Here is a 15,623-nt window from a genome sequence, read left to right as displayed (position 1 = left end):
GTTTTATTTTTTATCGGCCAGACTAAAGAACCAGTTCAGGATTAATGCGGCAAAAGTTGCCGTACCAATACCACCCAGATTAAAACTGCCAAATGTCAGGGCAAAATCACCGGTACCTAAAATAATGGTCACTGCAGCCACCATCAGGTTTTTGTTTTGCGAGAAATCGACTTTATTTTCAATCCAGATTTTGGCACCGGCAATGGTAATCAAACCAAAGACCACAATCGAAGCACCGGTCAGAATCGCGGTGGGAATGGTATGAATCACCGCCCCAAACTTGGGTGATAAACCCAGGAAGATCGCAAAGACACCAGCCACTGCAAAAATGATGGTCGAATAAACCCGTGTTACGGCCATGACCCCAATATTTTCACCGTAGGTGGTCATGCCCGGGGCACCCACACCGCCTGCCAGAGTGGTTGCAACACCATCTGCAACAAAGGCTTTACCAATATGCGGATCCAGATTCTCTCCGGTCATCGCGCCTACCGCTTTGATATGTCCCAGATTTTCAGCCACCAAAATCAGTGCAATCGGTGCAATGATCAACATGGCATTGACTTCAAAAGTCGGTGCGTGGAAGGTCGGTAACCCGAACCAGGCGGCTTGCTGAATGGGCAGGAAATTGATTGCAGTGCCATAACCCATAATATTGCTGAGCACGAAATAGATCAGATAGGCCAATAATAGCCCCACCAATAATAGCAGGCGTTGTAGCAAACCCTTGGTAAAGACGGCAATTGAGCCCATACACATGACGGTAACCAGAGACATCCACATATTAAAGGTGTTGCCCATCACGCTTTTTACCGTCACCGGCGCCAGGTTTAGACCAATGATCATCACTACGGCACCGGTCACCACCGGTGGCATCAGCTTTTCAATCCAGCGCGTGCCGGTCGCCATGACCAGAAAACCCATCAGGGCATAGAAGATACCACAGGCAATAATACCGCCGGCTGCGACGCCAATATTGGGGTTGAGTCCACCACCACCGGCATAACCGGTTGCCGCGATGACCACACCAATAAAGGCAAAGCTTGAACCTAAATAACTTGGAACCCGGCCACCGGTAATCAGAAAGAACAGGATGGTACAAATCCCTGACATTAAAATGGCCAGGTTAGGGTCAAAGCCCATTAAAAAAGGTGCCAGTACAGTCGCGCCAAACATGGCAAAAGCATGTTGTACACCCAAAACGACCGTTTGTGCGGGTGGCAAATACTCTGCGGTACCTACTGGGCGTGCATCGATGCTGCCCTCATAAGGGCGCCATTTGGGAAACCAACTGGACATAAAATGAGCACTCGAAAGATAAATTGTGCACATCATACTCTTGTTCTTTAGAAGATTTAATCACTTAAACAAAATTTTTGTTCAAATTAATTCTATGACTTTATTTAATATTTTACCGGGTGGTAAAAGAATTTTGAGTTAAAACTAAAGTGAAATCAGTAGATTAATTTCTTATAATCAATAGGGCTATGTATAAATAAATCTGATTTACTATATAAAATAAAATATTTCTTGGCTATTGACTGCTCAATAAAAAAGCACATCGCGAAGATGTGCTTTTAAACAGTCTGTTTGGATTAACCGGTATTGCGTAAACCCGCAGCAATTCCGGCAATACTGACCATCAGGGCATGATCCACCGGAGTATTTTCAGCTTGCTGCTGTTGCAGATAGAGACGACGACGTTTCATCAGCTCGGCTTGCAGCAAATGTAGTGGTAGCAAATACGGTTTACGGACTTTCATGGATTGATCCAGGACGCCGTTGCTGCTGAGCAATTTGGATTCACCCTTTAACGTCAGCAAGGTCTGTACAGCATCCTGCAAACGCTGGCGCAGCTCTGTGCCGAGTACTTTGAGATCTTCATCTTGAGTTAAATGTGATTCATAGTACAGGGCCACATGTGCATCGGCTTTGGACAGCACCATTTCCAGCATATCAATCAGGGTCTGAAAATATGGCCACTCTGCCAGCATCTCATCGAGTACCGCCCGTTGCCCCTGATCCAGTACTTTATTCAGCGCGGCACCGGTACCCAGCCAAGCAGGTAACATCAGACGAATCTGGGTCCAGGCAAATACCCACGGAATCGCACGCAAGGATTCAATCCCGCCACTGACTTTACGTTTCGCCGGCCGTGAACCCAGCGGCAACATTTGCAGTTCAAGTTCCGGAGTGACAGTGCGCAGGTATTTGACAAAGTGCGGGTTTTCCCGCACGGTCTGGCGATAGACCTGAACCGAGAGTTCGGTCATTTGATGCATCAAGTCGCGCCATTCCTGTTTTGGCTCGGGTGGCGGGAGCAAGGTTGCTTCTAAGGTCGCAGCGGTATAAATTTCCAGATTTTGCAGGGCAATTTCTTCCAGTCCGAATTTAAAGCGGATCATTTCGCCCTGTTCAGTCACCCGAATCGTGCCTGAAATCGACCCCGGTGGCTGTGAGAACAAGGCTTGCTGGGTTGGCGCACCGCCACGGCTGATCGAACCGCCACGGCCATGGAACAGGGTCAGCTGAACGCCATGTTGCTGGGCAATCGTCGTCAGTTCTTCCTGGGCACGGTACTGCGCCCAGTTGGCCGACATAAAACCGGCGTCCTTGGCTGAATCCGAATAGCCAATCATCACTTCATGCTTGCCCTGAATATGCTGTTTATACCAATGCATATTGAACAGGGTCGACATGGTCTCGGCTGCACCGTCCAGATCTTTGAGGGTTTCAAACAGCGGTACCACTCGTAATGCGTGCTTGATACCCGCTTCTTTTTGTAGAAGCAATACTGCCAGCACATCACTTGGATATTCCGCCATGGAAATAATATAGGCACCCAGAGACTCACTTGGCTGTTCTGCGAGGGTGCGCATGGTGGCAAAGACTTCCTGTACATCCGGATGCTGAATCAGACTGCCGGCTGGTTCATTCAGATGTTTTGGGAGCAAGGGACGTTTGCTTTGCAATTCTTGCAGTAAAAAGTTTTGACGTGCCTGTTCGGTCCAGGTGTCAAAATTTCCCAGCCCTAAATATTCAGTAATCGCCGAGATTGCCTGACGGTGACGACCTGATTCCTGACGAATATCCAGTTTCAGTAACTCAATTCCAAAGCTGTTGACCCGGTAAATAAAGTCCAGCAGGCTGCCATTGGCAATTTCGGCCAGATTGCAGTGCATTAAGGAGCGATAGCAGGTCAATAGTGGCTGTAATAGCTCATCTTTACTTTTAATGACTAAACTATCATCGGCATCATTGCCCTTTAATTTTTCTGCCAGCCAGTGTCGGGTCGCTTTCAGGCGGCTACGGGTGTCACGTAAATATTCACGGTAGGGTTCCGGATGATCCAGACCCAATGCCTCGGAGATTTCCGTACTACATTGCTGAATGGAGAGTTCCCAGCGCAGGTTCTCAATATCGCGTAAATACAGATCGGCAGCTTTCCAGCGTGACAGCCACAGCACTTCTTGCGTCACATTATGGGTAACATTCGGGTTGCCATCGCGGTCACCACCCATCCAGGAAGCAAAACGTACCGGTGCAATATTTAAGGGCAGGTTCTGGCCGCATTGTTGTTCGACCATGTCATTTAGTTCCCGGATAAATTTCGGGACTGCATTCCACAGGGTCTGTTCAATGGTCGTAAAGCCCCATTTGGCTTCATCGATCGGGGTCGGACGATGCTGACGAATTTCATCGGTTTGCCAGGCCGAGCTAATCAGCTGTTTCAGATCTGCCAACACCGCCTGACGTTCACGCGGCGTGAGTTTCTGCTGATCGAATTTGGACAGGGCATTATTGATACCATCATATTTCTGGATCAGGGTGCGGCGGCTGACTTCTGTCGGATGCGCGGTCAGTACCAGTTCAATTTTTAATTCACAGATTTGCTGGTACAGCGTGTCGGCAGAAATCTCCTGCTGTTTAAATTTTTCAAATAACGGTACCAGAGGATTAGGGGATTCTGCCGTGTCATCGAATTCGCTTTGGCGACGACGACGCACCACATGATATTGTTCGGCAATATTGGCAAAGTTCAAAAAATGGGTAAAGGCACGGGTTAGAGGCAGGATTTCCGCATCTTCCAGACTCAAAAATAATTGTTCTAGCTGTTTTTCTGCTTCGACCTGTCCATCACGTGCGCCTTTAGATAAAGCACGAATCTGCTCAATCTGATTAAACAAATCCTGCCCCGCATGTAATTTTAAGGTTTCCCCCAGCAAATTACCCAGTAAGCGTACGTCTTCGCGTAGTGGTGCATCAATTTGTTGAATCATTTTTATATTCCCTTAAATGCTTGCTTTGACTATACCGCGACTGTAGGACAATCCAAGTCCTTTACAGACAAAAGTTGCAGATATTTTGCGGTTTTTTTAGCAAATTTTAGCCAGTATCCTGTCGCCAGCACTCAAGCGATCAGAAGGAATTTAATCAGCAATGGCATATTTCAGCATAAACAATTCAATCGCCTGATTAATGATCTGCTGCTGTTCTGTACTGGAGGGCGGAGCTGTAAGTCCGAGCAGGATTTTTTGATGACGTGTTCCGGTCAATAGGGACACGATCAGTTCGGTCTGTTTCTCGGGTCGATCGACCTGAATAAACTGGTAGTGCTGCGCCAGCGCAAAGAAATCATGCCAGACCGCCTCCAGTTTGGCATGCGAGGCCTGATAAAACTGCTCTGCCAGCGGGCTTTGCTGCGAGGCCAGCTCCATGAGTAATAGGTCCAGTTTGATGGCTTCAGGCAGGCTAATAATATTCAAAGCGCGTAAACAGGCCCGATAAAATTCCTGAGCAAAGTCACTGCTTGGCTGCAAGACCTGCGGATGCTCATGCAGAATGGCTTCACAGGTATCTTCAATGGCACAGCTGAACAGCGTCGCCTTGTCCTGAAAATGGTTATAGACCGTCAGTTTGCTCACCCCTGCTTCACGGGCAATCTGGTTCATGCTGGAGGCATGATAACCATGCGCTAAAAATAGCGCTTTGGCCGCGCTCAGGATGCGTTGGCGTTTCTCCAGATCTTTCGGTCGTCCTACAGGTATTTGCACAATTTCTTCCAAAAAAAGTCAACTTGGTCATTGCTTTGAGGGTTCTGTTGTAATTAGTGTACCGGGTGGTATATTAATTAAAAAACAAGCAATTCAATATATCAGCATAGTTTGCCCGAAAAAAGATGATCAGATAAGAGCGAATAAGATGAGCAGGATTTACAGCGTGTTGGCTGGCATGATGATGCTTTGCAGTGTGACCTTAAATGGATGCAGTAAAGATACAATCGCCGCAGAACAGGAAATTCCCTTTGTCATGGTGACCACACCGAGCACTTCACAGCATGAACTGAAAAGTTATGCCGGCGATGTGCAGGCGCGTCAGCAAACAGCACTGGCCTTTCGGGTAGCGGGACAGGTGACCCAGCGCTTCGTCGATGTCGGGGACCAAGTCAAAGTCGGACAGGTGCTGGCCACACTGGATGTAAAAGATGCCCAGTTGCAGCTGAATGCGGCACGTGCCCAGCTGGAAAACGCGCAGTCTGCCAGTAAAATTGCTCAGGATGAACTACAGCGTTTCAAGCAGCTGTTACCGGTCAATGCCGTGAGTCGCTCGCAATATGATGCCATCGATAATCAATATAAAGCTGCACAGTCGAGTCTGAAACAGGCGCAATCCAATTATGATACTGCCAAAAACCAGACCACTTATAACCAGCTGATTGCCACTAAAAATGGCGTGATCACGGCACGCAATATCGAAACGGGTCAGGTGGTCGCAGCCGGGCAAGCGGTATATGAGTTAGCCATTTCCGGTGAGCGTGAAGTGGTGATTGGCGTGCCGGAACAGGCCATTTCAGAGGTCAAGGTCGGACAGCCTGCCACGGTGACTTTATGGTCCAAACCAGAAGAAAAATTTAGTGCCTTTGTCCGTGAAATATCACCAGCCGCAGACCAATCGAGAACATTTAGAGTAAAAGTCTCACTGCGCGAAGGCAATGCTCAGATCCAGCTCGGACAAAGTGCCCGGGTGTTTTTCCAGCACAGCCGGGACAATAGGCTCAGTGTACCGCTGTCCAGTGTCTCAGCCACAGATCAACAAGCCTATGTGATGCTGGTCAAGCCGGATCATACTGTACACAAAGTCCCGGTGACTTTAGGGGCTTATGGTCGCGATAGCGTACCGGTACTCAGTGGCCTGAAAGCGGAAGATTATGTGGTGATTGGCGGCGTACATTTGCTGCGTGACCAGCAAAAAATCAATCCGATTAATCGTGAAAATCGTCCTGTGACCGTTCAGGCAGGGAGTTAAATATGAACTTTAACCTGTCGGAATGGGCTTTAAAGAATAAGGGACTAGTACTGTATTTTATGATCCTGCTCGGGCTGATTGGCATCGTGTCCTATTCCCAGCTGTCGCAAAGTGAAGATCCGCCTTTTACCTTTAAAGTGATGGTGATCCAGACCTACTGGCCGGGTGCCAGTGCCAAAGAAGTGTCCCTACAGGTCACGGATCGGATTGAAAAGGAACTGATGACCACGGGGCAGTATGACCGCATCATGGCCTATTCGCGTCCGGGTGAATCCATGGTGACCTTTATTGCCAAGGATTCTCTGGCTTCGAAAGATGTGGCCGATGTCTGGTATAACGTCCGCAAGAAAGTCAGCGATATCCGGCATGAATTGCCGCAAGGAGTACAAGGCCCATTCTTTAATGATGAATTCGGCGATACCTTTGGCAATATCTATGTGCTCAAAGGCAAAGACTTCGATTATGCGACCCTCAAGGAATACGCCGACCGTTTGCAGTTACAACTGCAACGGGTCAAAGATGTCGCCAAAGTCGATTTAATCGGCCTGCAAGACCAGAAAATCTGGATTGAGATTTCCAACACCAAAGCCATCCAGCTCGGAGTTCCAGTCAGCGCCATTCAGCAGGCTTTGCAGCAACAAAATGCCATGACCCATGCCGGTTTTTTTGAAACCGGCTCAGACCGGATTCAGGTTCGGGTCAGCGGTGCCTTAAACAGTATTGAAGAATTACAGCAACTGCCACTTTTGATAAATGGCAAAACCATTCAGCTGGGAGATGTCGCTGAGATCTATCGTGGCTTTAGTGATCCGGCCCAACCCCGGATGCGTTTTATGGCTGAAAATGGCATTGGTATTGCCGTGTCCATGCGCAAAGGCGGCGATATTCTGGCACTGGGCAAACATCTGGAACAGGAATTTGCCCGTCTGCAAAAAACCTTGCCCCTTGGCATGGAGCTGCAAAAAGTCTCCGATCAGCCAGTGGCAGTCAAACGCAGCATTAACGAATTTATGAAAGTGCTGGCAGAGGCAGTAATTATTGTGCTGCTGGTCAGTTTCTTCTCGCTGGGTTTTCGTACCGGACTGGTGGTGGCCTTTTCGATTCCGCTAGTATTGGCCATGACCTTTGCCGGCATGCATTTATTTGATGTCGGCCTGCATAAAATTTCCTTGGGTGCCCTGATTCTGGCACTTGGTCTTCTGGTCGATGATGCCATTATTGCCATTGAAATGATGGCGATTAAAATGGAGCAGGGCTATAGCCGGCTTGAAGCGGCAGGCTTTACCTGGAAAACCACCGCCTTTCCAATGCTGACCGGCACCCTGATTACCGCCGCCGGATTTTTACCGATTGCCACAGCAGCATCGAGTACCGGTGAATATACCCGTTCTATTTTTCAGGTGGTCACGATTGCACTGTTGATGTCCTGGATTGCCGCGGTGTTATTTGTGCCTTATCTGGGCGATAAACTGCTGCCCAATTTCAACAAAGACTTGATACAAAAAGCGCCGTGGTATCAGCGCCTTTGGGCGCGTTTGCGCAAGCAGCCCGAACCTCAGCCGGTCGTACATCATGCCGGCGAACAGCATGACCCTTATCAAACCCGGTTTTATCAAGGTTTTCGCCGTTGGGTAAATACCTGTGTGACCTATCGTAAGACCGTGATTACAGCAACGGTAGGAATTTTTATTCTCTCCATTTTAATGTTTAAGCTGGTGCCACAGCAATTTTTCCCGCCCTCGAATCGGGCTGAAATTCTGGTGGATCTCAAACTCGAAGAAGGCGCCTCTCTGAAAGCCACCGAAGCTGCGGTGAAAAAAGTTGAAGCCTTTTTGTCGAAACAGCAGGGCATTGATAACTATGTGGCCTATGTCGGAATTGGTTCTCCGCGTTTCTATTTACCGCTGGATCAGCAGCTGCCGCAAACCAGTTTTGCCCAGTTTGTGGTGCTGGCATCCTCTTTGGAAGATCGTAACGAAATCCGTCAATCCTTGAGTGACCAGATTCGGCTGTTATTACCGGAAGTCCGTACCCGGGTGTCCCTGCTGGAAAATGGCCCTCCAGTCGGTTATCCATTGCAGTTCCGGGTCTCTGGTGAAGATCTGGGACTGGTTCGTGAATGGGCGCAGAAAGTCGCCGCAACCGTGGGCGAAAATCCGAATACCACCAATGTACATCTAGACTGGGGTGAGCCGAGCAAAGTCATCAAACTGGAGATCGATCAGGATCGTGCCCGTCAGCTTGGGGTGAGCAGCAGTGAACTGGCCAATGTACTCAACAGCTCGATTTTGGGGGCCGGTATTGATCAGTACCGTGAAAAACGTGAATTGATTGAAATCCGTTTACGTGGTGCTCAGGCTGAACGGGTGGAGGTAGCATCTTTAGCCAGTCTGGCTGTTCCGACCGAAACCGGTACATCGGTACCGTTGGCGCAGCTGGCCAAAATTGAATACAGCTTTGAAGAAGGTCTGATCTGGCATCGGAATCGTTTACCGACCATCACAGTGCGTGCCGATATTCGTAGCAAGTTGCAGCCCGCTACTGTGGTTAATGAACTCAAAGAGCCACTAGAAAAAATCCGGGCAGAGCTGCCGAATGGCTATCTGCTGCAAGTGGGCGGCACAGTTGAGGAATCGGCTCGCGGACAGAATTCGGTTAATGCCGGCATGCCTTTATTCCTCGCAGTCGTCATGACCTTGCTGATGATTCAGCTCAAAAGCATCTCACGGGCCTTTATTGTGTTCCTGACCGCACCTTTGGGCATTATCGGAGTGGTGTTATTCCTGTTAATTTTCAATAAACCTTTCGGCTTTGTTGCGATGCTCGGAACGATTGCATTATCCGGAATGATCATGCGCAATTCGCTGATTTTGATCGATCAGATTGAGCAGGATATTCAGGCCGGAGAGTCGCAGTGGGATGCCATCATCAATGCCACAGTACGCCGTTGTCGTCCGATCATATTGACCGCACTGGCTGCGGTTCTGGCGATGATTCCCTTGTCCCGTAGTATTTTCTTCGGGCCAATGGCGGTGGCGATTATGGGTGGTTTGATTGTGGCAACATTATTGACCCTGTTTTTCCTGCCTGCACTATATGCACAGTGGTTTAAAGTGAAAAAAAGTTTAAATTCTGTTTAAATTTGTCATAATTTCAGGTGCGAAATTTGGAAATTTTCAATATAGTAGCACCTGAGATTTTTATAATTTAAAAAAATAAGTAATTGCTGCATTGGCCGAGCTGCCAATACGGTAACGAGGTTGAACCAAACATGACTCAAGATACATTAACCAAGATGCGACGTTCCGTAGCGATGGCTTATGTCTTCATGTTTTTGGCCTTATTTACCCTGTTTAGTGGACTATTGGCCTACTGGTTCGCACGTAAAGTTACCCAGGTTGATTATGCCGAAGTCTGGTTACAAGCACAGGCCTTGTGGATCATGCGAAATATCGTGATTTATACCATTTTGGCGCTCTTTGCTGCACTGTGGTTTATTCCCCTGTTTTTCTTTGCCTGGGACAGCCAGTTATGGGTGAAAGCCTGTGTGGTGACCGGGGTGATTTTCAGCTTTATTGCCTTTATTTTCCTGATCAATGCCTGGTTTAAAGGTATCTATAAATTCTCTCAAAATAAAGCTGTGTTCTAAAGCGTATAATTTTTTTCAGATTTCCCCTTGTAAAACTCGGTTTGACCCCAATTTCAGACCTCAGTTGAATATTAAACAAAATTCCGTGAGGAGCATCGCCAGACATGGCTAAACGTGATTATTATGAGGTTTTGGGCGTCGCTAAAACCGCTAGTGATGATGAAATCAAAAAAGCCTACCGTAAGTTGGCGATGAAATATCATCCAGACCGTAACCCGGACAATGCTGAAGCTGAAGATAAATTCAAAGAAGCAGCAGAAGCCTATGAAGTGCTCTCTGATGGTGAAAAGCGCAGCATGTACGACCGTATGGGCCATCAGGCCTTTGAAGGTGGTATGGGCGGTGGTGGCGGCTTCGGCGGTGGTTTCAGCGCAGAAGATATTTTTAGCCAGTTCGGTGATATTTTCGGTGGTGCTTTTGGTGGCGGCGGTGGTCGTGGCCAGCAACGTGCACGCCGTGGTTCTGACTTACGCTATGTGATGGAACTGACCCTGGAAGAAGCGGTCAAAGGCGTCAAGAAAACTATTACCTTTACTGCACCGGCACCGTGTGATGCCTGTGAGGGTAAGGGTTCAAAAAATCCAAATGATGTGGAAACCTGCCGTACCTGTCATGGTGCCGGTCAAGTGCGTATGCAGCAAGGTTTCTTCTCGGTACAGCAAACCTGTAGCACCTGTCGTGGTCAGGGCAAGATCATCAAGAACCCATGTAATAAATGTCATGGTTCAGGTGTGTCGGATCGTCAGCAAACTCTGGAAGTCACTATTCCCGCGGGTGTGGACAATGGTGACCGCGTTCGCTTGACCGGTAAGGGTGAAGCAATCTGTGATGGTCAGTCAGGTGACTTGTACGTAGAAGTGGTGGTGCGTGAGCACGAAATCTTCCAGCGTGATGGCGCTGATCTGTATATGGATGTGCCGGTATCGATTGCTGATGCAGCCTTAGGTAAGGAAGTTCAGATTCCTACGCTGGATGGCCGTGTTAGCTTGAAAATTCCTGAAGGTACGCAAACGGGTAAACTGTTCCGCTTACGTGGTAAGGGTGTTAAACCGGTACGTACCAGCATGCAAGGTGACTTGCTGTGCCGTATTGTAGTGGAAACTCCAGTGAATTTAAGTGCACGTCAACGTGAACTGTTAAAAGAATTGCAAGAAACCATGGATGGGGAAGACAGCAAATCCTCACCAAAGAAAAAATCATTCTTTGATCGTTTGTTTGATTAATTGAGTGAAAGTAAAAGAGGACGCTGAGGCGTCCTTTTTTATTATGTAGATAAGATACTCTAGATTAGAAGATGCTATTTATTAGTTGATAGGTATCGCTTAAACATAAAAACCGCCTAAAAAGCGGTTTCTGTTTTTATATTTGACTATCTAAATAGAAAGTATGAGTCCAAATTTGGAGGGTGATAGATATTTTGTAAGTGAGAAAAAAGCATCATTCCCGAAATTAAAAAGGCCAATATTGTTATTACAGAGCTATATAATCGCATTCATTACTTATCAAATTTACCAGTACAGCAGATTACTCTTATTTTGTTATCATGACAATGAAAGCTTAATCTTATTGAAATCACTATAAATTTTTAAAATTTCATTTTTAATAAATAAAATAAATATATATATAAGAAAACTTGATTAATTAAATTTTTCGTGTATAGTTAACTTAACTAGAAAAAAGTCTTGTTTCGGTAAATCTTCTTTAAGTATCGCAGTTTTAGTCATAATCCTTCGTTTTTTTCAGATTTTAAGTCTCATTCTTTATTATTTCAAAGTTATATTCAGTCAATAAATTGACTAAAAATTATTAAAAAATTAGTAGGATATATTATGTCAAACTCAAATGTTGTTAAAGGTACTGTAAAGTGGTTCAACGAAACTAAAGGTTTTGGTTTTATTCAACAAGAATCAGGTCCAGATGTTTTTGCTCATTTCAGCGAAATCGCCAGTTCAGGTTTTAAAACCTTAATGGAAGGCCAACTGGTTGAATTCAGTGTAGCTCAAGGTCAAAAAGGACCGAATGCTGTAAATATTGTTGCTATCTAAGTGAGAATAAACAGTAAAAAAAAGCACTTAATAAGTGCTTTTTTTATCGTTCAAATTTAATTTTAAGTTATTTTCCAAATTGGAAAAATCTTTAGAAAAACAGGATTCAAGTTGTTAAAAATAAATGATTTAATTGCAAAATCTAAAAATGGTACTGAAATTATTGTTTCGTTAATTCCTCTCAATAAAATGCAAAATACACGTCAGGGTTTAAAAAGAATTGAAGTGGGTAAAAGAGTTCTTCTTTCCTCTGGAATGGAAGTTGATTTAAATTTGGATGGCCGTACATTTTACACTTCTTTAAATCAGCTATTTAAATTAAGTCATAAAGTTGCTTAGAGCCAACATCAACAAGCATTAAAAATTTGGGTAGATTTCTACCACTATAATTTTATTAAGGGAATATATATGTTTAAACAGAATCTCAGCGTAAAAGACCAGTTTGGGGTTAAACACGCTATTCAAGCAACAGTAGATCATCAGTTTGCCGATACGCAATCTCACTCGAATATAAAACATATCACTGTTGATGGAGAAGATATTCGACCTAGTTTCGAAATGTTTTTCCAAAGTACTTTAAGTGGAAAAATTTTTAAAATTTTATAAATACTATTGTTAAAACTAATACGATATTGATTGTGCGAAACGAGAGCTCAAAGCTCTCGTTTTTTTATGTAAAAACTGCTAAAATTCTTATACGCCATTGACGTACTTCAACCTATGTTATTCATTGAAAACAATATTTTTACTAAGCAAATCAAAGAGCATGTAAGTGATGAAGAGTATCGTCAGCTCCAGCAAGAGCTCTTGGTATAGCCCGATAAAGGTGACTTAATCAAGAATGGCGGTGGTATTCGTAAAGTACGTTGTGCTCAAGGTAATAAGGGTAAAAGTGGTGGTATCCGGGTGATCTATTATTGGGTCACAGAGGATGATCAGATCTTTTTCCTAGTCGCTTATCCAAAGTCTGTGAAAGATAATCTGACAGACAAAGAGACCTCGATCCTACGTCAATTAGTGAAGGAGCAATTTCATGGATAACAACTTATTTGATGACCTGATTGCTTCAATCAAAGAAGCTGGTGCCATCAAACGCAATGAAATAAAAGCAAGTCGAGTGACTGAGCTTGAATTACCAGATATAAAAGAAGTACGTGAGAAAACTGGCTTAACCCAGGCAGAATTTGCTGCACGTTTGCATATCAGCGCGAGAACCCTACAAAACTGGGAACAGGGCCGTCGCTATCCGACTGGTCCTGCAGCGACCTTAATTCGTATTCTAGATGCTCATCCAACTTTAATTTAAGAAGTTTAGATAATAAAAAACCCCGGCATCCTGCCGGGGTTTTTTATTGGAACATTAGGTTTGTGCTCTTACATGTCTTGTGTAGCACCATCCTGGTGCTTATTTTTTTATTATCTGAAACTTCCTGTTCCTGACAAACTAATCATATGAAAATTCCAGTATTTCAGATAGCCGCAAAGGACCGAGATTGATGTGAGCCAAAGCGTACAAAATAGCCTAAATTTCATCCACAGTAATTGGGGATAGTTTTCGCCCTGGAAGAGCTGAGAACATTGGGAAAATGCCAAAATTGAGCATTTTTTAGTCAATTTTATTGGCGAAAGATTACAAATCTGCTTAAAAAACACACGAGTTGTTAAAACGTGTGTTTTTTGATCTTGAAAGTTGTGTGTTTTTTGTCTTAAACCTTTGATAAATAATATTATTTAAAATCGCATTTCGTATAACGCCCATTATGTTAAATGAAGAATAATTTCGTCGAATATTCAGGCTCTCAATTCCGCAAAGCTTGCAGAATCTTGTCTAATTTGTAATCCTTGCAGCCAAGGGTGTCTAGCTGAGCTAAGGCAGGTATTTGTTGTAGTCGGGCCGCTATAACCCTGATGACGAGTGCCTGTATGTTTAATCTAAATATCTTTAATAAGATCTCTGGCGAAGTATTGACCATTAAAAATGACCTTCAGCTTAATTCTGAAATTCAACTCATAACAAAATATAAGACCTCTACTTCTGAAGATTATAAAAAAGCAATTATTTTGATTTTTAAAGAACGTGGCTATACCAGGTTAGAAATAGGTCAGCTGTTTAGTAGTTAACTCTAAGACTTTAATTGATGTCTCGCCCAGTCTGCAAGGAGCTGTATTGCTTGTCTAATTTCATCTGATAGCGAATGTCCAGCATTGATCCTTATACAATTGTTATAGCGATTGCCTGCACCAAAAACCAATCCTGGCACAATATTAATCTCTTGCTGCTGAGCGAAGCAGTACATTTCCAAACTATCTATTTGTTTTGGAAACTGGAGCCATAAAATATATCCTCCTTGAGGATTGGTTAACCCAAAAGAGATATCTTTAAAAGCTTCTGCTATGAAGTATCGATATTCTTCTACCTGCGCCCATAGCTTCGGGCGTAAATTATTTAAATGTTGTCTATATGCACGACTATAAATTAAGTCTGCCAATCCAAGTTGTAATGGGGTATTTACATTGATGTTCTGTGTTATCAATTTAGCATGTAGATTTACGAGTCTTGAGGGAGTACAGAACCAACCGATTCGATATGCGGGTGAAACTGTTTTAGAGATAGATCCACAATATATGATGTATCCATCTTCATCCCAGTATTTGATAGGCAACGGTCGTAGATTATCAAAACAGCATTCAGCATAAATATCATCTTCGATAACATAGCATTGATATTTAGCAGCCAATTGTGCAATTTTTTCTTTATCTTTGTTTGTTAAGCAAAACCCTAAAGGATTTTGATAGTTAGCTGTCAATAGGCAGACTTTTGCTCCCGAATGTTGCATTGCTTGTTCTAATCGCTCTAAGTCAAATCCCTCCGTATGTGCAGGAACTTCAACAATTTTCCGCTTAAGTAAGGCCAATAATTGCAACTGACCGTTATAACATGGAGTCGGGACAATAATACTGTCGCCTACTTGAGTTAGCTGTTGAACTATTACTGATAGTGCAGGCATACATCCATTACTAATGTAAATACTCTCTGGAAGGATATAGAAACCATCTTCTGCCCAATGAGTGGATAGAGCTTCGCGTAAGAGAATGTGGCCTTGTCGATCACTATAGAGAAAATCTTCAGCTTTACTATTTTTAATTGCCCGTAGCATTGACTGCTTTAAAAAAGTAACTGGAATTAAGTCAGGAGAAAGTTGAATTGAGCCTAATTGAGCTAGTTTTTTCTTAGTTGCCGCTTCTTGGATCTGAATTTGTAGATCTAAATGAGAAACCTCCTGTATACCTGGAACAAAATCAGAATGGTAAGGTAAAGTTAAATTAGAGAGTGTTTCTAATCCATTAATATTCTGAACAAAGTATCCCGATTTGTTTACCACATAGATAAAACCTTTGGCCTCTAATAGGTCATAACAAGATTTTGCCGTATTAATACTGACCTTATGTTGTTTAGAAAATTGACGCAAAGACAGCATTTTTTGTCCAGATTTTAACTCTTGACCTTTGATTCTATTAATTAATTGATTTGCTAAGATCTGATATTGAAACATTGTCAATCTGTACCTATTTTTTTAATTTATCTGCATCTGTATCTATTAAAGTAACAGATATATTCTGTT

Annotated in this window: 13 protein-coding genes and 1 pseudogene; 10 read left to right on the top strand and 4 right to left on the bottom strand. The window is 44.2% G+C overall.

Features of this window, described 5'->3' with window-relative positions; all coding sequences use genetic code 11:
- Positions 1-3 precede the first annotated feature (3 nt).
- From CWI32_RS13045 to CWI32_RS13035, 3 genes are all read right to left on the bottom strand, one after another.
- Entirely contained in the window at positions 4-1,299 is a 1,296-nt protein-coding gene (locus tag CWI32_RS13045; RefSeq protein ID WP_044109780.1) for a solute carrier family 23 protein, read from the bottom strand.
- 296 nt (positions 1,300-1,595) lie between these two features.
- Positions 1,596-4,280 (bottom strand): phosphoenolpyruvate carboxylase, encoded by a 2,685-nt coding sequence (ppc, locus tag CWI32_RS13040; RefSeq protein ID WP_100535490.1) that lies wholly within the window; start codon positions 4,278-4,280, stop codon positions 1,596-1,598.
- Positions 4,281-4,430: 150 nt separating this feature from the next.
- The gene (locus tag CWI32_RS13035) at positions 4,431-5,054 is read right to left on the bottom strand and encodes a TetR/AcrR family transcriptional regulator (protein ID WP_100535506.1); all 624 of its coding nucleotides are present in this window, start codon (positions 5,052-5,054) and stop codon (positions 4,431-4,433) included.
- A 148-nt stretch (positions 5,055-5,202) separates the two neighbouring features.
- Between CWI32_RS13035 and CWI32_RS13030 the strand changes: the two genes are divergently transcribed.
- The 10 genes and pseudogenes from CWI32_RS13030 to CWI32_RS12985 all read left to right on the top strand — a co-directional run bounded on the left by CWI32_RS13030 (position 5,203) and on the right by CWI32_RS12985 (position 14,121).
- Positions 5,203-6,306, top strand: coding sequence for an efflux RND transporter periplasmic adaptor subunit (locus CWI32_RS13030; RefSeq protein WP_100535489.1), 1,104 nt, complete (start codon positions 5,203-5,205; stop codon positions 6,304-6,306).
- A 2-nt stretch (positions 6,307-6,308) separates the two neighbouring features.
- Positions 6,309-9,446 carry an efflux RND transporter permease subunit gene (locus CWI32_RS13025; RefSeq protein WP_100535488.1) on the top strand — a complete coding sequence of 1,046 codons (3,138 nt, stop codon included), beginning with the start codon at positions 6,309-6,311 and terminating at the stop codon, positions 9,444-9,446.
- A 131-nt stretch (positions 9,447-9,577) separates the two neighbouring features.
- Entirely contained in the window at positions 9,578-9,955 is a 378-nt protein-coding gene (locus CWI32_RS13020) for a hypothetical protein (protein WP_100535487.1), read from the top strand.
- Positions 9,956-10,059: 104 nt separating this feature from the next.
- Entirely contained in the window at positions 10,060-11,178 is a 1,119-nt protein-coding gene (gene dnaJ / locus CWI32_RS13015) for a molecular chaperone DnaJ (RefSeq protein ID WP_100535486.1), read from the top strand.
- Positions 11,179-11,784: 606 nt separating this feature from the next.
- Complete coding sequence (locus CWI32_RS13010; protein WP_004280856.1) at positions 11,785-12,000, top strand: cold-shock protein; 216 nt, start codon at positions 11,785-11,787, stop codon at positions 11,998-12,000.
- 111 nt (positions 12,001-12,111) lie between these two features.
- Entirely contained in the window at positions 12,112-12,339 is a 228-nt protein-coding gene (locus CWI32_RS13005; protein WP_100535485.1) for a hypothetical protein, read from the top strand.
- Positions 12,340-12,408: 69 nt separating this feature from the next.
- Positions 12,409-12,606 carry a hypothetical protein gene (locus tag CWI32_RS13000; RefSeq protein WP_005166622.1) on the top strand — a complete coding sequence of 66 codons (198 nt, stop codon included), beginning with the start codon at positions 12,409-12,411 and terminating at the stop codon, positions 12,604-12,606.
- Positions 12,607-12,720: 114 nt separating this feature from the next.
- Positions 12,721-13,041 (top strand): annotated as a pseudogene (locus CWI32_RS12995) (type II toxin-antitoxin system RelE/ParE family toxin).
- Positions 13,034-13,306, top strand: coding sequence for a NadS family protein (gene nadS / locus CWI32_RS12990; protein WP_005166627.1), 273 nt, complete (start codon positions 13,034-13,036; stop codon positions 13,304-13,306). Before CWI32_RS12995 ends, nadS begins: the two are co-directional and overlap by 8 nt.
- A 617-nt stretch (positions 13,307-13,923) precedes the next feature.
- Positions 13,924-14,121: a hypothetical protein gene (locus CWI32_RS12985; protein WP_100535484.1), complete on the top strand. Its 198-nt coding sequence runs from the start codon at positions 13,924-13,926 to the stop codon at positions 14,119-14,121.
- 2 nt (positions 14,122-14,123) lie between these two features.
- On the opposite strand, the gene CWI32_RS12980 is transcribed toward CWI32_RS12985, so the two are convergent.
- Positions 14,124-15,554, bottom strand: a complete 1,431-nt coding sequence (locus tag CWI32_RS12980) for an aminotransferase-like domain-containing protein (RefSeq protein ID WP_100535483.1) — start codon at positions 15,552-15,554, stop codon at positions 14,124-14,126.
- Between the last annotated feature and the right edge of the window lie 69 nt (positions 15,555-15,623).

This window comes from Acinetobacter pseudolwoffii (genome assembly GCF_002803605.1).
Lineage (GTDB): Bacteria > Pseudomonadota > Gammaproteobacteria > Pseudomonadales > Moraxellaceae > Acinetobacter > Acinetobacter pseudolwoffii.
The sequence above is the reverse complement of the archived record's forward strand: the minus strand, read 5'-3'. Positions and strand labels throughout refer to the sequence as shown.

Bases quoted from the DNA above. Each gene is read 5' to 3' on its own strand.
- CWI32_RS12980 (WP_100535483.1), bottom strand. From the start codon at position 15,554: ATGTTTCAATATCAGATCTTAGCAAATCAATTAATTAATAGAATCAAA.
- CWI32_RS13010 (WP_004280856.1), top strand. From the start codon at position 11,785: ATGTCAAACTCAAATGTTGTTAAAGGTACTGTAAAGTGGTTCAACGAA.
- CWI32_RS13000 (WP_005166622.1), top strand. From the start codon at position 12,409: ATGTTTAAACAGAATCTCAGCGTAAAAGACCAGTTTGGGGTTAAACAC.
- CWI32_RS13020 (WP_100535487.1), top strand. From the start codon at position 9,578: ATGACTCAAGATACATTAACCAAGATGCGACGTTCCGTAGCGATGGCT.
- dnaJ (WP_100535486.1), top strand. From the start codon at position 10,060: ATGGCTAAACGTGATTATTATGAGGTTTTGGGCGTCGCTAAAACCGCT.
- nadS (WP_005166627.1), top strand. From the start codon at position 13,034: ATGGATAACAACTTATTTGATGACCTGATTGCTTCAATCAAAGAAGCT.
- CWI32_RS13045 (WP_044109780.1), bottom strand. From the start codon at position 1,299: ATGTCCAGTTGGTTTCCCAAATGGCGCCCTTATGAGGGCAGCATCGAT.
- CWI32_RS13030 (WP_100535489.1), top strand. From the start codon at position 5,203: ATGAGCAGGATTTACAGCGTGTTGGCTGGCATGATGATGCTTTGCAGT.
- ppc (WP_100535490.1), bottom strand. From the start codon at position 4,280: ATGATTCAACAAATTGATGCACCACTACGCGAAGACGTACGCTTACTG.
- CWI32_RS12985 (WP_100535484.1), top strand. From the start codon at position 13,924: ATGTTTAATCTAAATATCTTTAATAAGATCTCTGGCGAAGTATTGACC.
- CWI32_RS13025 (WP_100535488.1), top strand. From the start codon at position 6,309: ATGAACTTTAACCTGTCGGAATGGGCTTTAAAGAATAAGGGACTAGTA.